Consider the following 25,160-nt stretch of genomic DNA (forward strand, 5'->3'; position numbering starts at 1 on the left):
CTTGATAGATATTATTTAAGAAAGGAACTTAGAGTATGAGTGATACTACAATGCGAATGCTGAACTTTGTAAAGCGTGGAATGTTACCGAGCTTTTTAAAGTCGCCAGAAACAGACAAGCTAAGCTTCCTACATCAGCTTTTAAAAGATTTGCTTGTTTTCCAACCGGATAGCGATAGCGATGAAAGTCGAGCAGGTCAATTATATAACTTGTATCCACGTAAATTTAAAACCGGAAAATATGATTTTAGTTGGATGGTATTTTTAACCGATGATCAAGTTAAACAGCTAGCGTCTAAGTGGATTAGCTCGCTGTTGCTCGATTCACAGCAACTAGGTCAAAGCCAACAACCGTTGCAATCAAAGTGGTTGCAAAACCAACAGACTGGCGAATGGGAAGATGTGAGTAACAACCGCTTTGGCGATTTAAGATTGGCGACGTTAATGTCATTTGATCGTGGTAGCCAACTAATTGTCTCTGGCAAAGTGACAAAAGACGTGTGGAAACTACTTGATAAGCTTAAGCAAGAGTACAAAAGTTTGGCAGGTGATAATGAAGGTCATTGGTATGATTCAATTGCTAAATCGTGCAGCGATGTGAAAGATAAAGTAGTTAAGGTATCTCAAGAAAAAATCAATGATTTCAAAGGTAAGGTAGAGCAAGCACCATTTTATGACGATGCAATGCAAGCCAAAGCAATGAAAGATGTTTCAGACGCCGTTGTTAAGTTTCAGCTTAAACACGGTATATTAAATGGCGCCAATGAACTGGTGTTATTTAGTCAATTTGTCAGTTTAGTATCGAATACTAAAAAAATTACAGAAGAGCTACTGAAATCACATCCGTTAAACCCACTTAACCTCAACCCTAAAGAGCTTGTGACACGCGTTAAAGTTCTGTGTAAATCAGGAACTGAGGTAATTTGTTCATTAGGCGTTTTAACATACAGTGGAGTTGCATACGCGCGACAGCGTGATATCAACAGCATTGATGTGTCAAAAGGCAATGTGATCCGCAATACGCTCAACCAAGGAAAAGACTTTGTTTCGGATAAAATTAAAGTCAAAGTTGGTTTTGGTGAGCTGAGTAGTTTTAAGTCTACAGTAAGCAACTTAGGTGAAGGTGATAAGTTTGCAAAAAAACGTGCAGAATCTACCAAGAAAATGCTTGATGATTTTGTTACTAGTAGCGCAACACTCGAGCAGCATGGTGCCAGTAGCCTAAAAGAGAAGTTTGATGGATTAATGCAAAACATCGAGCAGTTTTTGGTGCGTAAAAGAAACTACTTAAGTGCGCTTTTAAATAACCGTGCGGATACTGAATTAGATGACTCTTTGGGTAAGCGGATCACTGACAAAGCATTCACAATACTGGTTTCAACATTACGGCTTTTGATTGACGGATTATATAAGCTGGTGCAATTTGCTAAAGAGGTGTTTAAGAAAATAGCGCAGCTTATTAGTAAAGTACGAGATAAGTTAGTCAAAATATCAACTCAGCTGAAAGAAGAATTTGTCAGTATTCAACAAACAGCGCAAAGCTTAGTGAATGCAATTGATGGCGTGAGCAAAGTGACCCTAAAACGCCACTTAAGTTTAATGTCTGAGATAAAATCGTTTGATCGATCATTATTAAAGTCACCAAGTTAATACCAATTCTGTTAAGTATGTGATCAGAGGTAGCGCCGGATAAATGAAATGATAACAAGGCGGAATTTTTCTGATGTAGTTGTTATACATTAGATAAATTTAAACGCAGTTAGCATCATATTTAACCCGCTAGAATGACCAGCTATTTAATTGAATTGGTATAACTAGGCTCTCAATTTAAAAATTTAGTACGTTAGTGGAGTAACTAAGTGAGCACGTTTACCATATTTTTCTGTGGCACATCGTCAAACGCGAGAGACTACAATAAAAAGCATGTTTTTCATCAAGGCGAACTTGTTAGCAGCTTGGCCAAACACGCACAAGGCATTGAATACCAAGACTATATGATCGTCGATGGTGTAGGCAGTGGTAATGAAACAGAATTCACTAAGTTTAGCAAGAGTTACTACGGTGGCGCACTTGCACCGCTATTTGGCTCTGGTATTGCGAGTAATATGCAGCATGCATTAAGCGTGGTACTTGGTTTTCCATTTGAACAAGATCTCGCTGAAACTCAAAAACGTGCTGAAGGCTTGCTAAAAGACAGCAAACCAAACAAGTACTCGCTCGGTGGTTTAGGCATTATTACGCACAGTACAACGGCTGCTTATGACAAATGGCAGCAAGAAGTGAATGCGCTAAGTCAGGATTTACAAGTTCATATGCGCTCGCTTGTGAAGCGTATAAAAACAGCACGAGCAAAAGCGCCGATTACACAGCTTAATCTAATTGGTTGGAGCCGCGGTGGCGTGAGTTGTTTTGAATTTGCCAATATCCTTAATAAACATCCATTAGCTAACACAATCAAAGTTAATATTTTTGCGTTAGATCCGGTTCCAGGTGGTGTTAACCCGTTTCAAGATTACAAAAAATTAGGCGCTAATGTTGCGCATTTCGTAGCTGTTTTCGCAGAGGATGAGCGTTCAAGTGGCTTTAAAGCTCGCATGCCTGAATTACACACCAAAACAAAGTTTTACACCACTTTTATGCCTGGACGGCATGGCACTCTAGTGGGTAATGCTGCAGAAGATGGCCAAGGACAAGCAATAACCGAAACAATGCTTAATAACCCCGGTTTTGTTACACGTGATTTCGCATTTAAAGTACTGTGCAGTTGGGGATGTAAGTTTAAATCAAATAGCATTAACCCGCTATCGCAGCAACAGCTGTTGGGCTGCTATAAGATTATACTGTCGAAACAGCTACAATACGCCAAGATGCAAAGCAAGTCTTATACTAAATTTACCAATGGGTGGTTTGGCAAAATTGATGCAGTACAGCGCATTAAATCGACTAATCCTAAGCAGCTGACTTCGGTGTTTACGGGGCTGGCATTACAGCGACAGTACAAAGAAAAAGATATAGTTAACCGTCACCATTATGACGTGTTAATGGGTAACTCTTTCGTTGTTAAAGGTAATTTGGCGGCGTTTCCGATTAGCTCGGTAATATAACTACTTTATGCCAACATAATCGAAGTGCCTTGGAAAGTGTGTAGTGATAACAAGGGATCAATGACGTTGATTGTAATGCTCGTTTAGTGCTTTTTTATAAGAGTCAGACTACCTTAAATGAGATGTTTATTCTCGTTATTAGTATAACAATAAGAAACTTTAAAAATGGATCTACCTCAATCTAATCGAATTCGAAAAGCGCGTTTTTTTAGCAGTCGAATTATTACGCCTCTTTTAGTATTTTGCTTATTATTTAGTCTGCTTAGTGCTCTTTTTGCAACGTTTGCGATTTATCAAAAACACAGTCGCTTTAAATCCGATGTGAGGCAGCAAGTAAAACAACAAACTCTCGATGCCGCAAAGCAAATCGGCGAAAAATTAGCAGAGACAATGTTTCATGTTGATGAGTTTGAAAAGCAAATTACAAAGCTTGACGATAAGCGCTATGCGCCTGAATTACTTGAATATGAGTTTAAAAATAATCCCGATATTTTTTCGCTTAATGTGACTTTTCATCCGTATCAATATGATAAATATACGCGATATTTCAGCCCTTATTATGAACGCCTAACCGGAGTCGAGCGCAAGTTTGATTTACTGGATTACGATAAACCCGACATTGAATTTAGTTGGTATCACAGACCATTAAAAGAAGGACCGATTTGGACAGAACCCTATTATGAGCCGCAAAATAATGTATTAATGACGACCTACTCAGTGCCGTTTTATGCATCTGAATCGGCAAAAGCCAATGGCGAATACCCGCTAGGTGTTATTCCATCTGATGTGTCATTAGATTACCTGACAGCGTCTTTGAGAAAGCTGAAATTAGGCTTAGGTGGTTATGGTGTTATATTCTCAACAGAACAAAACCTAATTTCTCACCCGGTTTATGCCCATGTGCGCGAATCTGAAAATAAAGCATCGCTTGCAAGTACGGAAGAATTTAAATACCTCAAGCAAATCAATCAGTGCTTTAACCCCAGCCTCGACTACTTGTTCTTTAATGGCGAAACCCTTGATAATGACGAACACTATGCAGCGTGTACGTTAATCCCACATACAAACTGGTTGCTGATTACGCGAATGTCGTCAGACATGTTTGAGATCGACAAAGACTTTCGACGCCAAACTAATATTATTGCGATTAGCTGTTACGCCGCTACTTTGATTTTCATTATTCTGCTATTAACGCGCAGACGCAAAATCAACTGGACGCAAAATAATATTTCTATTTCGATTGTATTAATGCTGAGCAGTATTGTGGTGTTAGACTTTGCGCGCAGTTTTAATGCAATTGAGGCGGCTGATACGGTTATTGTCACCTCTACAGCACAGCGAGAAGCATTCGAAACTAGTTATAGCAACAGAATGCAACAGATGCGCGTTGATGAGCCTAATTATGTTGCGACAGGGGTTTACATCGAATCGATAGAATTCGTTAATGCTAACAATGTTCATTTAACGGGTAAAGTGTGGCAGAAACTGACGAGTAAGCAGCGTGCGTTTTTGAGCGCGAAAATTGGCTTTAACGAAGCGATAGAATCATCAATTGAAGAAGATTTTCGTAAAGAGCTGAGTGATGGTTCATTACTGGTTGGTTGGCACTTTTCAATTGTTACGCGTCAGCAATTTGATTACTCAAAATACCCGTTTGATCATAAAAATATCGTGTTGCGCTTAAATGCATCTGACTTAGGCAGTAATGTGGTGCTTGTGCCAGATTTAGAGTCATATGAGCAACTTGGTAAAAAGGACAATCCTGCAGTCGCAACAGATATTGTTATGGAAGAGTGGAAATTAGTGCAAAGTTACTTTAAGTACACGTTTCAAAACTATAATACTAACTTTGGCCTTGAAACATTTACTAACCAAGATGTTAACGCCGAGCTCAATTACAGTGTTAATTTAGAACGTGAGTTCTTAGGCCCGTTTGTAACAACCTTATTACCGGTAATGGTCATGGTGTGTTTACTTTACGCGTGTGTTGTTAGTATGGCTTACACCCCATATGGTGACTTACGTAACAATATAACCGCGGTAGTTTTTACTATTTTACTTGCCCACTATAGTATTCGTGAGCACTTACAAATAGATGAAGTAGTGTATTTTGAGATATTCTATTTCTTACTTTACCTGCTCGCGTCGGCATTTATGCTAATTGCGCATCAATACTACAAAGCGGTAACGTCGCGAGGTGATGCAAAATTTTACAAACGTATCGCGAATATCTGGTTCTGGCCACTGTTAACAGTGATGATATTTATAACAACAATAATGACCTACTACTAAGGCAACCAAATGAAAAATGGAATTGAAAATGCGGAACAACTCGCAGGTATACCGCAAGAGCACTCAACTGTTTTTGCTAATGTAGCGAAAGAGACCGACACTGTGGTTGCATCACGCGCGGTTGGCATTTATGCAACTCAGCTTATTCGTGAAGGCTATGCCACCAAAGGTTACCATGTTAAAGCGAAATCGTCTGACTGGGGGCCTATGGCTGGTTTCGTTTTGGCCGACCCGTCTCTTGGTAAAAAGGGCACAGATAGCACAGCAAGGAGTTGGCAAGACGGAAAAATAACCGAAGCGATGAACAAGTATGGCGCAATGGCGATTCCACTCTACATTAGCTCTGAACGCAAAGCAGCGTTGCCGGCACTGATGTTAAGAGCGAGTAAAGCTTACCGAGAACAGCGTATTAATGATCATATGTACACCATTACTGCTGCATCAAAAGATGGTAAAAAGCATAACTTCGTGCTTATTCAAGTAAGCCAAATTGCACAAACGTCGCGCGCTTATAGTCCAACTAATAGTGATTGGGCGGTGTGTTATGCGCAAGATAACGAATTGGTTGCACATTGTCCTGAGGCGCGAAAGCATAGTGTTACCGTCGCAACAGATCAAAACTATATTCAAGTATGTGGTTTAACTAACCCGCTTGGCTTTGGTGCCAAGGCGCCTTCTAATTTTAAGGGCGTTCAAACTGGTGATTACGATCTGTGGGGCGTGTTTCCGAAAAATAGATTTTTCTCAGAGGAAGAGCGCAAAGTAGTGCAGGCAGCTACCAACGGTAAAAAAGATGGCTTTTGGCAGCGCGATGTTGATGGCAGTGACACGTTTATTCGCACGTATCAAGAATATGGACGCCAAGAAGGCGCACATACCGGAAACTTATCACTGTTGATTGAAGAAATCGCGGTGCGCGTAAATGCTGGTTGTATGAAGCTAGGCAGTGGTGGTTGGGTAATTCACCATAGTGATGAAGCAGGAAGACCGATGGTGGACGAAGTCGATTACGAAGCGGTTATTTACTTTCCCGATGGCAGAATTTGGATAATGGAAAGCGAACAAGATGTGCGTACTTTACGGGCGCAGCTAGTGCAAATGGATTATGTGCCGCTATTTAACCCTATTTGGAATTTTAAACTGGGCTTCCAGTGGATGAAGATCCTTGTTGAGTGGTTAGGAAAACACGGAAATATGAAAGGCTTCCCGTTAAAAGAATATCAAAATATTGATTTAGGATTTTAAAAAGAAAATGCGCTTTAAAGTGCGTTTTCTTTTAACCAATCAATACGTTTGGCATGCCTAATACGATATTGCCGCCATGGCTTGTTGTATCACCCATTCGTGCCGCAGGGCGGCCGCTAATTAATACTGATGTGCTGCCTTTCACAATCACATCTGGTGGGCCTACGCATACCGCCATATCGCCAACTACGGCTGCGGGTAAACCGCCGATAAGCACGTTTGGTACAGAAGGCCCTGATATTGGACCGCCAACATGGGGCACTACGCCTGTTACCATTGGGCAAACATGCATATCAGTAATTCTTGCAGCGGGTAAACCAGGCATTGAAATTCCTTATCAGCGAGTTGGGAGTTATGTCTTAGTGTACTCGGAATTACGCGCTAAACAAGCGTTGTGGGCATAAGGGACTACAAAAAAGGCAGCATTAATTGCTGCCTTAATGCGCTGTGATCAGCGTATTACTTTTTGATGCCTTCAATGTGAAGGTCGAAATCGATTTGGCCAAAATCCATTTTATAACCGAAGTCTTTCATTTGAATCGCTGTAGTACCTGCAAAACCTGCGCGGTAACCGCCCCAAGGATCTTTACCTTCACCGATTTTCTCTACATCGATAGTAATTTCTTTCTCAATACCTTGTAGCGTTAAAAGACCGGTAATAGCCAGTTTACCATCACCTAAATCTTTCACTTTTGTGCTGTTAAATGTTGCTGTAGAAAACTTTTTGACATCTAAAAAGTCGCTGTCGCGTAAATGCTTGTCGCGCTCTGCATGATTTGAGTCAACGCTGGTGGTATCAATATTAACTGAAATTTTACTTGCTTCAGGTTGTTTCTCGTCGTAGCTAAATTCACCTGAGAAGGTATTAAAACGGCCTGTTAACCAGCTGTAGCCTAAATGCTTTACTTTAAAATTAATTGATGCGTGAGCGCCTTTGGTGTCAATTACATAATCTGCAGCCATTGCTGGCATTGTTAAGCTTGCCATTGTAAGTGCTGTTGCTAATAGTGTTTTTTTCATAATTGTTTCCTTTAAATTTATACAACCTGAGCTTTGACTAGCCAAATCTGAGGTTACTTAACCATTCGGCGTAAAGTGTCATCTTTATCAATAAAGTGATGCTTTAACGCCGCTAATATATGAATACCAACAATCGCCATTAAGCTATAAGCGGCATATTGATGAATACTGCCCGCAATATCTTCTTGATTTGCAATTAATTCGCCTAAACTTGCTACTCCGAACCAGTCAAAAACAGCAATTGCGCGACCATCAGCGGTTGAGATCAAATAACCACTGGTCAAAATTATCAATAAAATCCCATACAGCGCCAAATGGCCTAGTTTTGTTACAGTGCGTGTTCTAGGTGAATGGGTAGAAATCGGCTTAGGTGATACCGTAACCACTTTCCAAGCAATGCGCACTAGCGTGAATGCCAGTAATAAAATGCCAATACTTTTGTGCCAATGGGGTGCTGTGCGATACCACTCACTGTAATAATTCAAATCAACCATCCAAAATCCAACGCCAAATAATGCGAAAATAACAAGTGCACTAAGCCAGTGAAGTAGCTTACTAATAGTACCGAATTTAGTGTTGGAATCGAGAAGCATAATCATTTCCTTAAATAGATTGGAATACTTTAATTGAGCTTCATTTGAATGTGAATAGCTCAAAAGTGAATTCATTATTCACTTTTGACTATTAATAGAGGTGTTTAAGCTGAAAGGGTATTAAAAAAGCGATGAGTAAAGTGAAATTACTTCGTCTTTGCGAAAGCATTGGTTGTGATGGTCATTAACCATGCCACATGCTTGCATATGAGCATACACAGTAGTAGGCCCTAAAAACTTGAAGCCTCGTTTTTTAAGATCTTTCGCGAAGGCTTGCGACTCGGCGGTGGTGGCTTGGTAGTCAGCTTTACTATTGATGTTATTGACAATAGGTTTATTGTTTACAAATTGCCATTGATAGTTAGCAAAGCTACCAAACTCTTTTTGTATTGCTAAAAAGCACTGTGCATTGTTAATTGCAGCATTAATTTTTAAGCGGTTGCGAATAATGCCTTTATCTTCCATTAAGGCAAGCGCTTTTGCTTCATCAAATTGGGCTATCACAGTTGGGTCAAAGTTGGCGAACGCGTTGCGGTAGTTCTCGCGTTTTTTTAAAACTGTGTACCAACTCAGTCCGGCTTGCGCTGATTCTAGTGTGAGGAATTCAAACAGTGCATTATCATCAAACAAAGGCACGCCCCATTGGGTGTCGTGATAGGCTACATAATCAGCTTTAGTCGTATCTAACCACTCGCATCTAAAACACATAAAATCCCTTAGACAAATAATTGACGTCTTGTTGTTACACTTAACTTACTGTATTTATTGAAAATAAAAATTGGCACGTTTTGTGTATCTACACCGATTAGTTAGAGTAAATTATTTGGTGTAACTATGGCGTTAGCTCAAATCATACCCCAACAATTTCAAGAGGTATACAACCCGTGTTTGATGCAGGAAAAGTACGTGGGTGAACTTAGTGAATTAAGAAAACAGGCAAGCTGGCTTAGCCATTTGGTTGATACTATGCCTGCGGGTGTCATTGTGCTTGATGGTAACGGCATGGTAGCAAAGGCCAATCAAATCGCGATTGACTTACTCGGAGAGCCGTTAGAAGGCGAGCGTTGGTTTACTATTATTCAGCGTTCTTTTGCGCCTAATGGTAGTGATGGTCACGAAGTAACGCTTCGCGACGGTCGATTAGTGAAACTTGATATTTCGCCACTTACACCTGAACCAGGCCAGTTGATTTTAATGACCGATCTTACGCAAACACGTCAATTACAATCACGCATCGCACATATGCAGCGTTTGAGTGCGCTTGGTAAAATGGTTGCATCATTAGCGCACCAGGTAAGAACCCCATTATCAGCGGCGATGTTGTACGCCGCTAATTTGTCGTCAGAAAAATTAAACCCAACAGCACGTAGTAATTTTCATGAAAAGTTAATGTCGCGTTTGCAAGATTTGGAAAGCCAAGTAAACGATATGCTGTTATTTGCCAAAAGTGGCGAGCAACAGGTACTTGCACCTGTATCTATGCAAGCCTTGCTAACGGATGTAAGGCACGCTTCAGAAGCAATGATTATGCGCCAGCAATGCGTTCTTGACCTTAAATTGCCTGAGCCTGATATTGAAATTATCGCTAATAAAGTGGCACTGAGCAGTGCAATCAGCAACTTAGTGCACAATGCGGTGCAAGCTTGCGGTCAAGGTGGAAAAATTGAGTTAAGTGCAACGCGGTCTGAAAAATTCGCAGATCACGTCAAAATTTCGGTGAAAGATAACGGCACAGGACTAAGTGAAACGGCTATTCAACAGATTTTTGAGCCCTTCTTCACTACTAAATCACACGGTACCGGCTTAGGTCTTGCCGTGGTTCAATCGGTTGCTAACAGCCATCAAGGGTTTGTAAAAGCCGGCAATAGTGAGCTTGGCGGGGCTGAGTTTAACTTGTACCTACCGATTATCTCTAAAACAGCGTGTTGGGAGTAATTATGAACGATGCAAAAGTATTAGTCGTAGAAGATGATTCTGGTTTACGAGAAGCGTTAGTCGACACCCTAGCATTGGCTGACATTAATTGTGTTGAAGCCGATAGTGCCGAACAAGCGATTATTAAGCTTAAAGAAGGCGGTATTTCAATGGTGGTCAGTGACGTGCAAATGGGCACAATGTCAGGTATCGATTTACTTAAAAGTATTAAGCTTAACTACCCTGATTTACCTGTATTAATGATGACAGCTTACGCGACCATTGACGATGCGGTTGAAGCGATGCGCTTAGGCGCCATCGACTACATGGCGAAACCATTCGCACCAGAAGTGCTATTAAACATGGTAAGTCGTTATTTACCTGAAAAAGAAGCCATTAAAGATGGGCCAATTGTTGAAGACCCAGCTAGTAAAGCGCTTATGCAACTTGCAGAGAAAGTAGCGAAATCTGATGCATCTGTTATGGTGCTTGGGCCAAGTGGCTCAGGTAAAGAAGTGATGGCACGTTATATTCATGATAGTTCACCGCGTGCAGAGCAGAACTTTGTTGCGATTAACTGCGCGGCCATTCCTGAAAATATGCTGGAAGCTACTTTATTTGGTTATGAGAAAGGCGCATTTACCGGCGCTATTCAAGCATGTCCCGGTAAGTTTGAACAAGCGCAAGGCGGCACCATTTTACTCGATGAAATTACTGAGATGGATTTGAGCCTACAGGCTAAATTATTGCGTGTACTGCAAGAGCGTGAAGTCGAGCGTCTTGGCTCTCGCAAAACCATTAATTTAGATGTTCGCGTGCTTGCAACGTCTAACCGCGACTTAAAAGAGGCGGTGGCGCAAGGCGTTTTTCGCGAAGATTTGTATTATCGCCTTAATGTTTTTCCGCTAGAGTGGTTGCCACTTGCTGAGCGTCCAGGGGATATTGTGCCATTGGCAGAGCATCTAATTCAGCGTCATAATAATGACATGCCGGTGCAGTTTGACGCACAAGCTAAACAAAAATTACTTAGTTACAACTGGCCAGGTAACGTTCGCGAGCTTGAAAATGTTGTGCAGCGCGCACTTATTTTGCAAAGCCATAAAATGATTACCGCAGATGATATTTTCTTAGGCTCGGTAGCAAGCATGCAACCAACAAGCTTGACGCCAAAAATACAGCAGGTTTCTGAACAACTTGAGCAAGTAGCACCTGACGTCGCAACAGTGCAATCAACCCAAGTAGATGATGCTCAGGGTTATAAACAAGAGCTTAAAGATAAAGAAAACTCAATTATCCTAGATATGCTTCGCGCGTGTGATGGCAAGCGTAAAGACGTTGCTGAGCGTCTTGGTATGAGCCCACGAACACTGCGTTATAAATTAGCAAAAATGCGTGAGATGGGAATTGAATTACCCGCATAAAACTAAGTAATTACATAAGAATCTCATTGTACTGAGCACCACAAATAGACCACTTTTTAAATCGAGCCTCTGGTAAGAGGCTCGATTTATGTCTAAATTTTATCAAAGTCAAAAAAATGCCGCTGTAACATCTTGATTTAATTTATTTTATTTTTGGCATTAAGCTTGCATTAATCTTATTAAGTCAATTTTTACGGTTTGTTAGTATGAACATTTCACCAAACAATCTTTATCAAGAAATGCAGTCACTTGCAGTTGAAGCAAGTAACTTTTCTAAACCGAAACAGCCTATTGAATCTATTCAAGGTAGCTCACAGGTTGAATTTAATAATCTATTAAAAGATGCGCTCGATACGGTTAACGGTTTACAGCAAGACTCTAAAGCGAAAGCAACGGCGTTAGAAATGGGTGACCGCAATGTGTCACTGGCTGAAGTAATGATCGCATCGCAAAAATCTTCGGTGGCGTTTGAAGCAACCGTTCAAGTGCGTAATAAGCTTATTGAAGCTTATAAAGACATTATGAACATGCCTGTATAAGAAATAGTGGAGTAGGGTTGTGGCTAATACATCAACAGATTTATCAACACTAGACGCTAACGACTTAGGTGTCGGCGATGCAGATGGTGGTAATCAAGAACAAAAATCAGGGTTTCTTGGCAGCTTAAGTGGTGTTGATGTAATGCGCCAAGTCACGCTCATTATTGCACTGACAATTTGTGTCGCAATTGCCGTATTTATCATGATTTGGGCGAAAGAGCCTGATATGCGCCCTCTTGGCAAAATGCCAATGGATGAACTGATCCAAACGCTTGAATTCTTAGACGCACAAAAAGTTGAATATAAGCTCGATGGTAATGTTGTTTCGGTACCAGTTGAAGCGTATCAAAATATCAAGCTATTGATGGCTAAAGAAGGCCTTGAGCAAGTACCTTCGTCAGGCACCGAAATTTTAATGCAAGATATGGGCTTTGGCGTGAGCCAGCGTCTAGAGCGAGAGCGTTTAAAGCATTCACGTGAACAGCAGCTTGCACGTACTATTGAAGAACTCAGTAAAGTAGCGCGCGCTAAAGTTCTATTAGCGATTCCAAAAGAAAATGTTTTTGCTCGCCGAGAGAAAAAGCCAAGTGCAACGGTTGTATTAACGGTAAGACGTGGTCGCACACTTGACGGTGAAGAAGTTGACTCGGTTGTTGATATGGTCGCCTCTGCGGTACAAGGGCTAGAGCCTAGCCGAGTAACGGTAACAGACCAAAATGGTCGCTTGCTTAACTCGGGCTCGCAGAACTCACTTACCGCGCGTTCGCGTAAAGAATATGAAATTGAACGTAAACGTGAACAAGAATACTTAGAAAAAATTGATTCAATTATGATCCCTGTTGTTGGTTTAGGTAACTATACTGCGCAGGTCGATCTCGTGATGGATTTCAGTTCAATTGAAGAAACGCAGAAGCGTTTTAACCCAGACTTACCTGCGGTACGCAGTGAAATGACACGTGAAGACACCAATATTGGCGGCCTTGCAGTGGGCATTCCAGGTGCGTTAACTAATCAACCGCCTGTTAACTCGCAAATTCCAGAACAAACAGGCGATGAATCAGCACAAAACACATTGCCAAGTAGAAACAGTAAAGAAGCAACCCGTAATTATGAGCTTGATACCACCATTTCACATAAGCGTCAGCAAACCGGTGTGATCCGTCGTATCAGCGTATCGGTTGCGGTGAACTACACAAACGGTGTAGCTGAAGGTGGCGAAGCGACACGTGATCCGCGTACTCAGCAAGAATTAGCGAATATCCGCCGTTTACTGCAAGGTGGCATCGGCTTTGATATGCAGCGTGGCGATGCGTTAGAAGTCGTGACGATTCCGTTTGTACAAGAAGAATTCAGTGAAGCGATTGAGCTACCAATTTGGGAGCAACCATGGTTCTTCAAAGTAATCAGATTAGCATTAGGTGCCTTGGTTATTATCGTGCTTATTCTTGCAGTTGTGCGTCCAATGTTACGCAAGTTGATTAATCCAGAAGACACGACTGAGGATTATGATGACGCAAGCCTATCAGCAGGTGTAGACTTAGGTGATGATACCATTGATATGCTCAGTCAAGAATTTGACGAATCGGCAGTCGGCTTTAGCCCAGATGGTACGTTACAATTACCAGACTTACATGGTGATGAAGACTTATTGAAAGCAGTAAGAGCATTAGTGGCAAATGAGCCAGAACTTTCTTCTCAAGTAGTTAAAGCGTGGTTAACTGAAGATGACTGATCAAGATACGCAAGTAGCAGAACAAACAACAAGTAGCGGCTTTGACGTAGATAAACTTGATGGCGTAGAAAAAGCATCGATTTTATTACTGAGTTTATCTGAAGAAGATGCCGCGCAGATTTTAAAGCACTTAGAACCAAAGCAAGTACAAAAAGTAGGTATGGCGATGGCGGGCTTAGATGATTTAAGCCAAGACAAAATTGCCGCGGTACACAAGCTGTTTATCGACCAAATTCAAAGCTTCAGTACTATTGGTTTCCAATCTGAAGACTTTATCAAGAAAGCGCTTACCGCAGCGCTCGGTGAAGAAAAAGCAGCGAACCTAATTGACCAAATTATCATGGGCTCAGGTGCGAAAGGGCTTGATTCACTGAAATGGATGGACTCGAAACAAGTAGCGAATATTATTCGTAATGAGCACCCGCAGATCCAAACCATTGTTTTGGCCTATTTAGAACCAGAACAATCTGCTGAAATTATTAATCAATTTCCTGAGAAAGTGCGTCTCGATTTAACCATGCGTATTGCCAATCTTGAAGAAGTGCAACCTGCCGCACTACAAGAATTGAATGAAATTATGGAAAAACAATTCGCAGGTCAGGCTGGTGCGCAAGCTGCTAAAATGGGTGGCTTAAAAGCGGCGGCAGATATTATGAACTACCTAGATACCAATGTTGAAGGGCAGTTGATGGATTCAATTCGTGAACATGACGAAGAAATGTCACAGCAAATTCAAGACTTGATGTTTGTATTTGATAATTTAATTGACGTCGATGACCGCGGTATTCAAGCAATTCTGCGTGAAGTACAGCAAGATGTACTGATGAAAGCAATTAAGGGAACAGACGAAGGACTTAAAGACAAGATCCTTAAGAATATGTCTAAACGTGCGGCTGAAATGATGGCTGATGACCTTGAAGCAATGGGTCCGGTTCGCATTAGTGAAGTAGAAGCGGCACAAAAAGAAATTCTGAGCATAGCACGACGCTTAGCTGATTCAGGCGAGATTATGCTTGGTGGCGGCGGTGGTGAGGAGTTCCTCTAATTTATGAAATTAGGCAAGTACCGCTCAGGGCATAAAATCGAAAATGCAGAGGCGATTGAAACGCTGCTTGAGAATTGGCCGATCCCGGACGTTAAAGATGAAAGACATAATCTAAGAGGCCGCTCAACGGCAATGGGCAAGTCGCTAGAAGAGCTCTATCAGAAAAAACAAGCCGAGCAAGAACCCGAGCAAGAAGAAGAGTTTACGCCATTAAGCATTCAAGAAATTGAACAAATTCGACAAGAGGCGTACCAAGAGGGACACGCTGAGGGCAAAGAAGCTGGCTATCAGGAAGGTTTTGAACAAGGTAAGTTAGAAGGTGCGCAAAAAGGCTATGAAGAAGGTTTAGAGCAAGGTAAAGAAGAAGGACTTGAGCTGGCAAAACCTGAAGTCGAAGCGAAAATCGCGCAACTTACCAAGCTGTTAGATGAAATAGCCACGCCCTTTGAGCAAGTGAGTGACGAAGTTGAAAAGCAAGTCGTGATTTTAGCATCTGAGCTGGCGAAAGCGGTAGTTCATGGCGAACTTAGCATTAATGAAAAAGCTATTTTCAGCGCCATGAAAGTGGCAACTGACGCATTAAAAGGTCAACACCGTGCCCTTGAAGTGTTATTGAATCCAGAAGATTTTGAACTGGTACAACAAGCCGTACCAGCCGAGCAACTTGCCGATAGAAATTGGAAGCTAGTTGTTGAGCCGAGTATCACTAAAGGTGGCCTTCATATCAATTCTGACAATTCATCAATTGATTACTCGGTTGAATTGCGCCTTAAAGAAATACTGGAAAGCTTTTTGCAAGAGGCAGGTATCGATAGTCAAAAACACGACGGTTAATTATGAGCCAAGGGCTTGCACAGCGTCTTGCTAGTTACCAATCAAAAATTAAAACTCACCGCCCAGCTGTTGCCGGCAGTTTAAAGCGTGTTGTCGGGCTTACGCTTGAAGCCGAGGGGCTAAAAGCACCCGTTGGCAGCAGTTGCCAAATTGAAACCCAACAGGGCTTAGTGGATGCTGAGGTCGTAGGCTTTAGCGGTGAGATTCTCTACTTGATGCCAAACGATGCAATTTCGGGTGTATTACCTGGGGCGCGTGTTATTCCTCAACAATCAGATGTGGGTTTACCTGTGGGTATGGGGTTGTTAGGTCGCGTTGTTGATGGATTAGGGCGCCCGCTTGATGGACTTGGCCCAGTAAAAGCTGAAGCTAAATTAAAATTCGCAGCAAAACCAATTAATCCATTAGCCAGACGCCCGATTAAACAACCGATGGACGTTGGCGTTCGAGCGATTAATTCCGTACTTACCGTAGGCCAAGGCCAGCGCATGGGCCTATTTGCAGGCAGTGGTGTGGGTAAATCAGTATTACTTGGCATGATGACTCGAGGTACTAATGCCGATGTGATTGTGGTTGGTTTAGTTGGTGAGCGTGGTCGCGAAGTTAAAGAATTTATTGAAGAAATCTTAGGCGCTGAAGGGCGTGCACGTTCAGTAGTCGTGGCGGCCCCTGCGGATGCATCACCGCTGATGCGTTTAAAAGGCTGTGAAACCGCCGTAACGATTGCTGAATATTTTCGTGATCAGGGGTTAAACGTACTGTTGCTGCTCGATTCAGTAACGCGTTATGCCATGGCACAACGTGAAATTGCGCTTGCGGTAGGTGAACCTCCTGCAACTAAAGGTTATCCACCTTCTGTATTTGCCAAACTTCCAGCCTTGGTTGAGCGCGCTGGTAATGGTGGTGAAGGGCAAGGCAGCATTACGGCGTTTTTTACCGTGTTATCCGAAGGTGATGATATGCAAGACCCAATCGCCGACGCAGCCCGTGCGATTCTTGATGGGCATATTGTACTGTCGCGAGAATTGGCCGATTCAGGGCACTATCCCGCCATTGATATTGAAAAGTCGATTAGTCGTGTTATGCCGCAAGTTATTAGCGAAGCACATTTGCAGCAAGCGCGCGTGTTAAAACAAATTTACTCACTTTACCAACAAAATAAAGACCTTATTACGCTGGGTGCTTATCAAAAAGGCAGTGACCCTATGCTTGATAAAACTATTGAAATGATGCCGGGAATAAACCACTTCTTACAACAAGGCATGACAGATGTTATTCCTTATGATGAAGGGTTAACTAGCTTGGCTCGTATTCTAGGGCAAGGCTAATGGCGCGCGATCAACTAGCACTATTAATAAAGCTTGAATCTGACAAAGAAGAAAAGCTGCGTCTCGATTTTGTTGGTGCGCAGCAGCACCTTGCTAATTTACAGCGTCAATTAACGGGCATTGAGTCGTTTCGATCAGACTATTTAGCTCAATTACAAAGTCGTGCTGCGCAAGGGGTTGGCGGTAGTTATTATAATCAGTTTCAGCAATTTATCGGCAAGTTAGATGATGCATTAAAGCAACAACTAAATGCGATTAATACGGCAAACAAGGTGTTGAAACAGCGTGAGTCGCTGTGGTTAGGGCAAAAAGCAAAATTAGAAGCAATCGAAAAGCTCAAACAGCGTAAATTAGATAAACAGCAAGCTGCGTTGGCAAAGGCAGAGCAGAAGCAGCTTGACGAGTTTGCTACCAATATATTTGTACGAAATCGAAAAACACTGGCTTAATTTTTGCTTAATTTTTAGCAAGGCATTAAAAGCGGCAATCTTTAGTTAAAGAAGAAGTGTGTTATGGCAACGATAAATTCGCAGTTAAGCATTACAAATGTGGGATTAGACTCCTCAGCAACAACGAGTGAAAGCGAAAATAAAAGCGGTTTTTTAGCTGTTTTTGAATCTGTGCAAAATGAAGTACAGAGCAAACATGCATCCGCCGATGAAGAGCAAAGTAGTCGTGATGATAGTCAAGGTTCTGTTCATTCAGAGGAGAGCAGTGAAACAGCACCCGAATCTGAAGTGGAACAAGCAGAGCAATCAGATACACTAACGCGTCAAGGCGAACTTGAAAGTGCCACTGATGAAGGTGAACAAGCTGAATCTGCCGTTGCCAATATCGATAAGTCACCTACGCAAGATGATATGCCAGTGACTCGCTCATCCGAATTTAAACAGCTCGATGACAGTGCTAACACCAATAAGGGTGATTCTGAATTGGCCCCGGTAAAATCAATGCCAGTTGATGAAACAAAGCCTGTTGCTAAACAGCCAGAGACTCAACAAGCGCAAACAGAACAAACACAAAAAGCAACGAGCAACAATAGTAATGCCGCTACCTCATTGCTTGAGCAACTAACTAAAAGTAAGTCTTTTGATGTGAGTATTTCAAAAGGCAGTGAAAGTACAGAGCAAGCACAAAGTGTAAAAGCGCCAGTCGAAAGTGACAGTGCAGGTGAAAGCACTTCGGTGAAAGACGGTGCAACTAAGGTCAATCTAACTCAAAACTTAGTGTCGCTTGATAATGAATTTGCCAAATTAGACAAAGAAGGCCTTGAAACACTTAAGCAATTTTTTACACAGCTCGATAACGAAAGTGAGCTACCCCAGGGGCTTTCTAAACACGATCTCCGTTTAGTTATGGAGAAGCTAAACGTGGCAATTGCAAAAGCTGAGTCAAAAGTAAAAGAGCAGTCTGTCACCTTGCAATCAGTGCTGGCTTCACAATCAGCGAAGCCAAATACTGAGCAACAAACGGTTGAACAAAATGCAACACTGGATGGCCTTGCAACGGAAAGTGATAATGACCAAGCAAAATTGCAAAGTACGTTAGCGTCACGTCCTCTTGGTGAGGCTGTAGCTGTGGCAAATAAACAACAAACCATTACACGTCCAGATGCACAAGTTCCACATAATGTGACTGCGGTTGCTAAAGCGGTGGCACAAGAGCAAAACGTTGACCTCGACGTACAGCAAACAACAGCAGAACTAATTAATCAACAGGCAACAAAACCCTCGCCTGCAAGTGTTGTATCGTTAAGTAGCCAAGCTGCGGAAAAATTACAGGCGAGCAATGAGCAACCCAGCAACGCTAAACAAAGTAATGTTAAGGTTGATACAACTCAGTTGGTGGATGAGCAAAATGTTGAGACAGAGGCAAGCACAGAACAACCGCAAAGCTTTGCAAAATTGCTTAATAGTTTAAAAACAAATGCGAATACACCGGTGCTATCGCAATTAGTATCGCAACTTCAAGCGAGTCAACTACAGCGGGCTGAAGTAAGCGAAATCAACCAGCAGCACTTAGCGATGCAAACTGCACAAGTGATACAAAACACCAAAAAAACCACAATTAGTGCAGAGCAAGCATTGCAACAACCGGTTAATATCGCCAAAAGTGATGCAGCTAAAGCATTATTTAATAAAGCAAATATGCTACTAAACTTGAACTTGAAAGAAGCCGAAATTAGATTGGACCCGCCAGAATTAGGTTCGATGCAAATTCGCATTCGTTCTGATGCCGAACAAGCACAAATAAACTTTGTAGTGCAAAGTCAGCAAGCGAAAGATGTACTTGAACAATCAATGGGGCGACTAAAAGAAATGCTTGCCGAACAGGGCATTAATTTAGGTGAAAGTAGTGTATCTGAACAAGGGCAAGGTGATCAGCAAATGGCGGAGCAGTCGGGTCATTCGTCGAGCTCAGAGCGTGAGCACGAGTCTGTTAGTAATGTAAGTGAACAAATTGTCAGCAAACAGCAAGATGGAATCGATTTTTACGCATAACACTAATTGCTATTAAACGGAAATAAACGCACTATTATATAAAATAATAAATAGCAGCTACGGAAACATCACAATGGCAGAAGAAAAAGATCTTGAAATTGAAGAAGGTGGAGAGAAAAAAGGCGGCAAAATGATGATTATCATTATTGCTGTTGTGGTATTGCTCGCTGGTGGCGGCGCCGCATTTTTCTTTTTAGGTGGCGATGACAGTGCCCCTGCAGAAACGCTTGCTGAGGAAACCACATCTGCCGAAGGTGGCGAAGGTAAACCAAGTGGTAATAGTGCAGAAATTGGCAGCGCGTTGTATGTCGGTATGCCAAGACCATTTGTGTTTAATGTACCGGGTTCAAATAAAGACCGTTTGGTACAGATTAAAGTGCAATTGTTAGTGCGTGGCGATGTTAACGAAGAAACCGCAAAACGCCATATTCCGCTGATTGAAAATACCTTATTACGCGTATTTTCAGCAAGTAATGCAGATGATTTAAGCACCACAGCTGGAAAAGAAGCACTGCGCTATAACGCATTAACCGAAGTGCAAAATGCATTGGTAGAAATTGAAGACAGTAAAGTCGTAGAACGCGTATTGTTTACTGGCTTTGTAATGCAATAATTAGGAGTTTAGGTGAGCGATTTATTATCTCAAGACGAAATCGATGCGCTCTTACATGGCGTCGATGATGTTGATGAAGAAGAGATAGACGAAGGCGGTGATAGCGATTCGTCCGCGCTGCAATACGATTTCTCATCTCAAGATCGTATTGTTCGTGGCCGTATGCCGACGCTGGAAATCGTTAACGAACGATTCGCTCGCCACATGCGTATATCCCTATTTAATATGATGCGCCGCACTGCAGAAGTGTCGATTAACGGCGTGCAGATGATCAAATTTGGCGAATACATCCACACCTTATTTGTTCCAACCAGTTTAAATATGGTGCGCTTTAGACCGTTAAAAGGCACCGGTCTTATTACCATGGAAGCGCGTTTAGTGTTTATTTTGGTGGATAACTTTTTTGGTGGTGATGGACGTTACCATGCCAAAATTGAAGGACGTGAATTTACACCAACCGAACGCCGTATTGTGCAAATGCTACTTAAAATCATTTTTGAAGATTATAAAGAAGCGTGGGCACCGGTGATGGATGTGTCTTTTGAATACCTTGATTCAGAAGTGAACCCAGCAATGGCCAACATTGTAAGCCCGACAGAAGTTGTGGTAATCAGTTCGTTTCATATTGAACTGGATGGCGGCGGCGGGGATTTCCATATTGCGCTGCCGTATTCAATGCTTGAGCCAATTCGTGAATTACTTGATGCCGGTGTGCAGTCAGACACAGAAGACACCGATTTACGTTGGTCTAAAGCACTGCGCGATGAAATTATGGATGTAGAAGTTGATTTGAGCACGCGTATGCTTGAAGTGGATTTAAGTCTGCAACAAATTATGGACTTAAAAGAAGGTGATATTATTCCGGTAGAAATGCCAGAACATATTACGGTGTTCATTGAAGACTTGCCGACTTACCGCGCCAAAATGGGTCGTTCTCGCGATAACGTTGCGCTGCAAATTAGTGAAAAGATTAAACGCCCTGAATCTGTTAAATCAGAGCTACATGTATTTACAAAGGGCGGGAAAAAGCTCGACTCAGATGCTGAGTTGGAGCAATTGGAAGAAGATTTACATTTATCAGATGGTGTAGACCTCGACTGGTAATTAACTGAGAGAAATTTAGTATGAGCGATGATCAAGATACTATGGACGAATGGGCTGCAGCCCTAGCCGAAGCAGAAGGCGAAGACGGTGGTGATGCCGAAGTTGCTGAACTCGAAGAGCTGTCTGAAGATTCGAAAGCCGATTTAACGACTGAAGAAAAGCGTAAGCTCGATACCATTTTAGATATTCCAGTTACCATTTCGATGGAAGTGGGTCGTTCTAAAATTAGTATTCGTAACTTACTGCAATTAAACCAGGGCTCAGTGGTTGAACTTGACCGCGTAGCGGGTGAACCACTTGATGTACTCGTAAATGGTACCTTAATTGCTCACGGTGAAGTGGTTGTTGTTAACGATAAATTCGGTATTCGCTTAACAGATGTGATCAGTCAAATCGAGCGGATCAAAAAGTTACGATGAAAAAAAATATCGGTTTACTCAGTACGTTACTGATAGTACCGTTTAATCTGTTAGCGGCAGAGCCAGCTGGATTTCAACAGTTGGCTTCAATGATTATGTCGCTGCTGCTTGTGGTTGGCTGCATTGTTTTGCTTGCCGTGTTAATCAAGCGATTTAACCCACAAATGACGCCCAGTGACGAGTTTAAAGTGATTCGTTCCATCAACATTGGCAGTAAAGAACGTCTGCTGGTGGTGGAAATGGATAACAAGCATCATGTACTCGGTGTAACTTCAGGCTCTATAAACTATTTATATCAATTAGAAACGCCGTTGGCTGAGCAGCAAATGCCTGAGTTCGCCAAACAATTGGCGCATTTTATGAATCCTAAAAATAAGAAATAAAATATGAACCGGACGTGTTTCAATGTAGTGCTATTTGTGTTGTTAGTGTTATCGCCAGAGATGGCATGGGCGAATGATGCTTTGCAAGCGCTAACGGTTAAAACTAATGCGGATGGTGCGCAGGAATACTCGGTTACGCTCCAAGTTTTAATTATGATGACGGCGCTGAGTTTTATTCCAGCTGCCGTGATTATGATGACATCTTTCACCCGCATTATTGTGGTGTTGGCGATTTTGCGCCAAGCAATTGGTTTACAGCAAACGCCGTCGAGTCAGCTTTTGGTGGGTATGGCGTTGTTTATGAGCATTTTTATTATGGCGCCCATTTACAAGCAAATTGATGACCGCGCAATTCAGCCATATCTAAAAGAAGAGCTTACGTCGGTACAGGCGCTTGACCAAGCAAAAGAGCCTCTTAAAGCATTTATGCTTTCGCAAACACGTATTTCAGATTTAGAAACCTTCGCCAAAATAGCCGGTTACGAACAACTCGACTCCCCAGAAGACACGCCATTTATTGTAGTTATTCCTGCATTTATCACCAGTGAATTACAAACCGCGTTTATTATTGGTTTTATGTTCTTTATTCCGTTTTTGATTGTTGATTTGGTGGTTGCCAGTGTGTTAATGGCTATGGGTATGATGATGCTATCGCCAATGATTGTGTCACTGCCATTTAAAATTATGCTGTTTGTTTTGGTTGATGGCTGGTCGTTGGTAATGGGCACGCTCGCGCGTAGTTATGGGTTAGGTACATAGTACTGTGGCGATAACATACCCGCGAATAGGAGGCTAAATGCAACCCGAAGTTTTTGTAGAAGTACTCAGCGATGCACTTTTTCTGGTTATTAAGTTGGTTGCAGCCATTATCGTACCAAGCTTAATTGTGGGATTAATTGTTGCAATCTTCCAAGCTGCAACCTCAATTAACGAGCAGACCTTAAGCTTTTTACCGCGTCTTATTGTAACTTTACTTGCGCTTATTTTTGGTGCTCACTGGATCACCCAAGAATTGACTGATTACTTCCGTCAGATGGTGGAGATTATTCCGCAAATTGCTGGTTAAAATAGGCCTTTATGGAAATTTTATTTTCGCAATTAGTACAATACCTTTCGGATTTTTTGTTACCGTTATCACGCATTGCGGCAATGTTTATGGTGATGGTAGGCATTGGTGTGAAAACTGTTCCGACGCGCGTAAAAGTTGGGCTATCGGTACTGGTGACCTTGCTGGTAATGCCGATTTTACCACCCAGTCAATTTAACGAGCTATTCAGCTTTCAAATGGTCATTGTGGTGCTGCAGCAGATCTTGATTGGTGTTGCCATGGGGTTTGCGTCAGTAATGATGCTTAATACCTTTATTCTTGCGGGTCAAATACTAGCAATGCAAACCGGCCTTGGTTTTGCTTCAATTGTTGACCCTGCAAATGGGCAAAGTGTGCCCGCGGTCGGTCAGTTTTATTTAATTCTTGCAACCTTACTGTTTTGGGTATTTGACGGTCATCTAATGATGATTCAAATGCTGATACATAGCTTTACTGCGTTACCTATTGATGGCACCTGGTGGCCTGTTGCAAACTTTCAAAAACTGGCGTTATGGGGCAGTTGGATGTTTGCGACAGCCTTAGTGTTATCGCTAGCGCCGTTAACAGCTATGCTAGTTATAAACTTCTCATTTGGTGTGATGACGCGTGCCGCGCCGCAACTTAATATTTTTACTATAGGTTTCCCGTTTACATTGCTTGCAGGCCTTGTCATTATTTGGGCGACAATGACTAACTTTACTGCGCAGTTTGAATTTCAATGGCTAAAAATGGTTGAGCTAATGTGCGATCTTGTTGGTTGTCAGGTGTAAGGAGCAGGTATGGCTGAAGGCTCAGATCAAGAACGCACCGAAGAACCCACCCCCAAAAAGCTGCAAGACGCAGCGAAAAAAGGACAGGTAGCGCGCTCAAAAGAAACGGGCACCACATTTGTATTGATTGCTGCTGCAGTGAGCTTTTTACTGTTTGGTAAAGACATCGCGGTAGGCTTATATAATGTGATGGGGCGTTTGCTTTCGCTAAACCGTAATGAAGTCTATGACACAACTAAAATGTTCTCGGTGTGGGGCGAAGTTGCGAGTGAGCTTTGGTATGGCATGACAATGTTTGTGCTGTGCTTATTGGTTGCAGGTGTAATTGGTAATACATTTTTAGGTGGTTTTAATTTTAGCTGGCAAGCTGCTGCACCGAAAGCGAGTAAAATGTCACCTCTCAAGGGCTTTGCCCGTATGTTCGGTAAACAAGCCGCCATAGAATTGGTTAAAGCATTATTAAAGTTTGGCCTGATTGCAACGGTTGCTGTTTACTTAATCAAAGGCTATTTCCCCGAAATTCTTACCCTGAGTTTAGAAGCGGTGCCCGGTAATATTGAACACGCATTGTGGATCTTGGCGTGGATGTTTTTTGCGCTGGCGATGACGTTAATCGTTATCGCATCAATTGATGCACCATTTCAAAAGTGGAATCATAACGAACAGCTAAAAATGACCTTGCAAGAGGTTAAAGATGAATACAAAAACAGCGAAGGTGACCCTCAAATTAAAGCGCGTATTCGTCGCACTCAGCGAGAAATGTCGCAGCGCAGAATGATGCAAGACGTGCCAGATGCCGATGTGGTTGTTACAAACCCAACTCACTACGCTGTTGCGCTTAAATATGATACAGCGAAAGCCGGCGCTCCTATGGTTATTGCTATCGGTGGTGACCAAATAGCGCTGCAAATTAGAAAAATAGCAGATCGCTACGAAGTACCTATTGTTGAGTCGCCCGCATTGGCACGTTCATTGTTTCACACCGGTGAAGTGGGTCAACAAATTCCCGAGCAGCTGTTCGTAGCGGTGGCGCAAGTACTTGCGTATGTTTTTCAATTAAAACAGTTTAATAAAGGGCGTGGCAAACGTCCTGAAAAGCTTGACAAAGAGCTGCCAATTCCTGAAGATTTCAAATATTAAACAGTAAGTTATCGCCAATTTTCTTGTTGGAACGGTATTTGCTTTAGCTATACCAGTGTCAATATATTGAATAGCTG

At 42.2% G+C, this 25,160-nt stretch carries 25 protein-coding genes; 21 read left to right on the plus strand and 4 right to left on the minus strand.

What is annotated here, in order from left to right; all coding sequences use genetic code 11:
• The first annotated feature begins 35 nt into the window (after positions 1-35).
• From ACXAFE_RS04455 to ACXAFE_RS04470, 4 genes are all read left to right on the plus strand, one after another.
• The gene (locus ACXAFE_RS04455; protein WP_475149191.1) at positions 36-1,649 is read left to right on the plus strand and encodes a hypothetical protein; all 1,614 of its coding nucleotides are present in this window, start codon (positions 36-38) and stop codon (positions 1,647-1,649) included.
• Between the two features lie 209 nt (positions 1,650-1,858).
• Positions 1,859-3,103: a hypothetical protein gene (locus ACXAFE_RS04460; RefSeq protein ID WP_475149195.1), complete on the plus strand. Its 1,245-nt coding sequence runs from the start codon at positions 1,859-1,861 to the stop codon at positions 3,101-3,103.
• 165 nt (positions 3,104-3,268) lie between these two features.
• Entirely contained in the window at positions 3,269-5,395 is a 2,127-nt protein-coding gene (locus ACXAFE_RS04465) for a PDC sensor domain-containing protein (RefSeq protein ID WP_475149198.1), read from the plus strand.
• A 9-nt stretch (positions 5,396-5,404) separates the two neighbouring features.
• Positions 5,405-6,640 (plus strand): anthrax toxin-like adenylyl cyclase domain-containing protein, encoded by a 1,236-nt coding sequence (locus tag ACXAFE_RS04470; RefSeq protein ID WP_475149203.1) that lies wholly within the window; start codon positions 5,405-5,407, stop codon positions 6,638-6,640.
• 31 nt (positions 6,641-6,671) lie between these two features.
• Here the strand turns inward: ACXAFE_RS04470 and ACXAFE_RS04475 are convergent, their stop codons facing one another.
• The 4 genes from ACXAFE_RS04475 to ACXAFE_RS04490 all read right to left on the minus strand — a co-directional run bounded on the left by ACXAFE_RS04475 (position 6,672) and on the right by ACXAFE_RS04490 (position 8,961).
• Positions 6,672-6,965: a PAAR domain-containing protein gene (locus tag ACXAFE_RS04475; protein ID WP_010560593.1), complete on the minus strand. Its 294-nt coding sequence runs from the start codon at positions 6,963-6,965 to the stop codon at positions 6,672-6,674.
• A gap of 134 nt (positions 6,966-7,099) precedes the next feature.
• Positions 7,100-7,660, minus strand: a complete 561-nt coding sequence (locus ACXAFE_RS04480; protein ID WP_010560592.1) for a YceI family protein — start codon at positions 7,658-7,660, stop codon at positions 7,100-7,102.
• 53 nt (positions 7,661-7,713) lie between these two features.
• Positions 7,714-8,253: a cytochrome b gene (locus ACXAFE_RS04485; RefSeq protein WP_475149214.1), complete on the minus strand. Its 540-nt coding sequence runs from the start codon at positions 8,251-8,253 to the stop codon at positions 7,714-7,716.
• Positions 8,254-8,373: 120 nt separating this feature from the next.
• Positions 8,374-8,961, minus strand: coding sequence for a DNA-3-methyladenine glycosylase I (locus ACXAFE_RS04490; protein ID WP_475149216.1), 588 nt, complete (start codon positions 8,959-8,961; stop codon positions 8,374-8,376).
• A gap of 126 nt (positions 8,962-9,087) precedes the next feature.
• On the opposite strand from ACXAFE_RS04490, the gene ACXAFE_RS04495 reads away from it, so the two are divergent.
• The 17 genes from ACXAFE_RS04495 to flhB all read left to right on the plus strand — a co-directional run bounded on the left by ACXAFE_RS04495 (position 9,088) and on the right by flhB (position 25,083).
• A complete protein-coding gene (locus ACXAFE_RS04495) occupies positions 9,088-10,188 on the plus strand; it encodes a sensor histidine kinase (RefSeq protein ID WP_475149219.1) in 1,101 nt (366 codons plus the stop codon).
• 2 nt (positions 10,189-10,190) lie between these two features.
• Positions 10,191-11,588 (plus strand): sigma-54-dependent transcriptional regulator, encoded by a 1,398-nt coding sequence (locus ACXAFE_RS04500; protein ID WP_475149221.1) that lies wholly within the window; start codon positions 10,191-10,193, stop codon positions 11,586-11,588.
• Positions 11,589-11,794: 206 nt separating this feature from the next.
• A complete protein-coding gene (fliE, locus tag ACXAFE_RS04505) occupies positions 11,795-12,127 on the plus strand; it encodes a flagellar hook-basal body complex protein FliE (RefSeq protein ID WP_010560587.1) in 333 nt (110 codons plus the stop codon).
• A 19-nt stretch (positions 12,128-12,146) separates the two neighbouring features.
• Positions 12,147-13,859: a flagellar basal-body MS-ring/collar protein FliF gene (gene fliF / locus ACXAFE_RS04510; RefSeq protein ID WP_475149223.1), complete on the plus strand. Its 1,713-nt coding sequence runs from the start codon at positions 12,147-12,149 to the stop codon at positions 13,857-13,859.
• Complete coding sequence (fliG, locus tag ACXAFE_RS04515) at positions 13,852-14,904, plus strand: flagellar motor switch protein FliG (protein WP_010560585.1); 1,053 nt, start codon at positions 13,852-13,854, stop codon at positions 14,902-14,904. The genes fliF and fliG overlap by 8 nt, the downstream gene beginning before the upstream one ends.
• A 3-nt stretch (positions 14,905-14,907) precedes the next feature.
• The gene (gene fliH, locus ACXAFE_RS04520) at positions 14,908-15,738 is read left to right on the plus strand and encodes a flagellar assembly protein FliH (protein WP_475149226.1); all 831 of its coding nucleotides are present in this window, start codon (positions 14,908-14,910) and stop codon (positions 15,736-15,738) included.
• Positions 15,739-15,740: 2 nt separating this feature from the next.
• Positions 15,741-17,066 (plus strand): flagellar protein export ATPase FliI, encoded by a 1,326-nt coding sequence (fliI, locus tag ACXAFE_RS04525; RefSeq protein WP_475149229.1) that lies wholly within the window; start codon positions 15,741-15,743, stop codon positions 17,064-17,066.
• The gene (gene fliJ / locus ACXAFE_RS04530) at positions 17,066-17,515 is read left to right on the plus strand and encodes a flagellar export protein FliJ (protein WP_475149231.1); all 450 of its coding nucleotides are present in this window, start codon (positions 17,066-17,068) and stop codon (positions 17,513-17,515) included. Before fliI ends, fliJ begins: the two co-directional genes overlap by 1 nt.
• A gap of 63 nt (positions 17,516-17,578) precedes the next feature.
• Entirely contained in the window at positions 17,579-19,567 is a 1,989-nt protein-coding gene (locus ACXAFE_RS04535; RefSeq protein ID WP_475149234.1) for a flagellar hook-length control protein FliK, read from the plus strand.
• 73 nt (positions 19,568-19,640) lie between these two features.
• Positions 19,641-20,180, plus strand: coding sequence for a flagellar basal body-associated protein FliL (gene fliL / locus ACXAFE_RS04540; protein WP_100913019.1), 540 nt, complete (start codon positions 19,641-19,643; stop codon positions 20,178-20,180).
• A gap of 12 nt (positions 20,181-20,192) precedes the next feature.
• Complete coding sequence (fliM, locus tag ACXAFE_RS04545; RefSeq protein ID WP_010560579.1) at positions 20,193-21,284, plus strand: flagellar motor switch protein FliM; 1,092 nt, start codon at positions 20,193-20,195, stop codon at positions 21,282-21,284.
• A gap of 20 nt (positions 21,285-21,304) precedes the next feature.
• The gene (gene fliN / locus ACXAFE_RS04550; protein ID WP_010560578.1) at positions 21,305-21,703 is read left to right on the plus strand and encodes a flagellar motor switch protein FliN; all 399 of its coding nucleotides are present in this window, start codon (positions 21,305-21,307) and stop codon (positions 21,701-21,703) included.
• On the plus strand, positions 21,700-22,086 hold the full coding sequence (fliO, locus tag ACXAFE_RS04555) for a flagellar biosynthetic protein FliO (RefSeq protein WP_010560577.1): 387 nt from the start codon (positions 21,700-21,702) through the stop codon (positions 22,084-22,086). The genes fliN and fliO overlap by 4 nt, the downstream gene beginning before the upstream one ends.
• A 60-nt stretch (positions 22,087-22,146) precedes the next feature.
• On the plus strand, positions 22,147-22,845 hold the full coding sequence (gene fliP, locus ACXAFE_RS04560; RefSeq protein ID WP_100914502.1) for a flagellar type III secretion system pore protein FliP: 699 nt from the start codon (positions 22,147-22,149) through the stop codon (positions 22,843-22,845).
• Positions 22,846-22,882: 37 nt separating this feature from the next.
• Positions 22,883-23,152 (plus strand): flagellar biosynthesis protein FliQ, encoded by a 270-nt coding sequence (gene fliQ / locus ACXAFE_RS04565; protein WP_010560575.1) that lies wholly within the window; start codon positions 22,883-22,885, stop codon positions 23,150-23,152.
• A gap of 11 nt (positions 23,153-23,163) precedes the next feature.
• Positions 23,164-23,943 (plus strand): flagellar biosynthetic protein FliR, encoded by a 780-nt coding sequence (gene fliR / locus ACXAFE_RS04570; RefSeq protein ID WP_054978313.1) that lies wholly within the window; start codon positions 23,164-23,166, stop codon positions 23,941-23,943.
• Between the two features lie 9 nt (positions 23,944-23,952).
• Complete coding sequence (gene flhB / locus ACXAFE_RS04575) at positions 23,953-25,083, plus strand: flagellar biosynthesis protein FlhB (RefSeq protein WP_475149242.1); 1,131 nt, start codon at positions 23,953-23,955, stop codon at positions 25,081-25,083.
• Positions 25,084-25,160: the final 77 nt, after the last annotated feature.

Source organism: Pseudoalteromonas sp. ABV4_021 (genome assembly GCF_056159365.1).

What these genes read in the sequence shown, in the direction of transcription:
- ACXAFE_RS04475 (WP_010560593.1), bottom strand. Translation starts at nt 6,965, where the DNA reads ATGCCTGGTTTACCCGCTGCAAGAATTACTGATATGCATGTTTGCCCA.
- ACXAFE_RS04485 (WP_475149214.1), bottom strand. Translation starts at nt 8,253, where the DNA reads ATGCTTCTCGATTCCAACACTAAATTCGGTACTATTAGTAAGCTACTT.
- flhB (WP_475149242.1), top strand. Translation starts at nt 23,953, where the DNA reads ATGGCTGAAGGCTCAGATCAAGAACGCACCGAAGAACCCACCCCCAAA.
- fliQ (WP_010560575.1), top strand. Translation starts at nt 22,883, where the DNA reads ATGCAACCCGAAGTTTTTGTAGAAGTACTCAGCGATGCACTTTTTCTG.
- ACXAFE_RS04470 (WP_475149203.1), top strand. Translation starts at nt 5,405, where the DNA reads ATGAAAAATGGAATTGAAAATGCGGAACAACTCGCAGGTATACCGCAA.
- fliP (WP_100914502.1), top strand. Translation starts at nt 22,147, where the DNA reads ATGGCATGGGCGAATGATGCTTTGCAAGCGCTAACGGTTAAAACTAAT.
- fliI (WP_475149229.1), top strand. Translation starts at nt 15,741, where the DNA reads ATGAGCCAAGGGCTTGCACAGCGTCTTGCTAGTTACCAATCAAAAATT.
- ACXAFE_RS04535 (WP_475149234.1), top strand. Translation starts at nt 17,579, where the DNA reads ATGGCAACGATAAATTCGCAGTTAAGCATTACAAATGTGGGATTAGAC.
- fliH (WP_475149226.1), top strand. Translation starts at nt 14,908, where the DNA reads ATGAAATTAGGCAAGTACCGCTCAGGGCATAAAATCGAAAATGCAGAG.
- ACXAFE_RS04495 (WP_475149219.1), top strand. Translation starts at nt 9,088, where the DNA reads ATGGCGTTAGCTCAAATCATACCCCAACAATTTCAAGAGGTATACAAC.
- ACXAFE_RS04480 (WP_010560592.1), bottom strand. Translation starts at nt 7,660, where the DNA reads ATGAAAAAAACACTATTAGCAACAGCACTTACAATGGCAAGCTTAACA.
- fliO (WP_010560577.1), top strand. Translation starts at nt 21,700, where the DNA reads ATGAAAAAAAATATCGGTTTACTCAGTACGTTACTGATAGTACCGTTT.
- fliR (WP_054978313.1), top strand. Translation starts at nt 23,164, where the DNA reads ATGGAAATTTTATTTTCGCAATTAGTACAATACCTTTCGGATTTTTTG.
- fliG (WP_010560585.1), top strand. Translation starts at nt 13,852, where the DNA reads ATGACTGATCAAGATACGCAAGTAGCAGAACAAACAACAAGTAGCGGC.
- fliN (WP_010560578.1), top strand. Translation starts at nt 21,305, where the DNA reads ATGAGCGATGATCAAGATACTATGGACGAATGGGCTGCAGCCCTAGCC.
- fliJ (WP_475149231.1), top strand. Translation starts at nt 17,066, where the DNA reads ATGGCGCGCGATCAACTAGCACTATTAATAAAGCTTGAATCTGACAAA.
- ACXAFE_RS04455 (WP_475149191.1), top strand. Translation starts at nt 36, where the DNA reads ATGAGTGATACTACAATGCGAATGCTGAACTTTGTAAAGCGTGGAATG.
- ACXAFE_RS04500 (WP_475149221.1), top strand. Translation starts at nt 10,191, where the DNA reads ATGAACGATGCAAAAGTATTAGTCGTAGAAGATGATTCTGGTTTACGA.
- ACXAFE_RS04465 (WP_475149198.1), top strand. Translation starts at nt 3,269, where the DNA reads ATGGATCTACCTCAATCTAATCGAATTCGAAAAGCGCGTTTTTTTAGC.
- ACXAFE_RS04490 (WP_475149216.1), bottom strand. Translation starts at nt 8,961, where the DNA reads ATGTGTTTTAGATGCGAGTGGTTAGATACGACTAAAGCTGATTATGTA.
- fliE (WP_010560587.1), top strand. Translation starts at nt 11,795, where the DNA reads ATGAACATTTCACCAAACAATCTTTATCAAGAAATGCAGTCACTTGCA.
- fliL (WP_100913019.1), top strand. Translation starts at nt 19,641, where the DNA reads ATGGCAGAAGAAAAAGATCTTGAAATTGAAGAAGGTGGAGAGAAAAAA.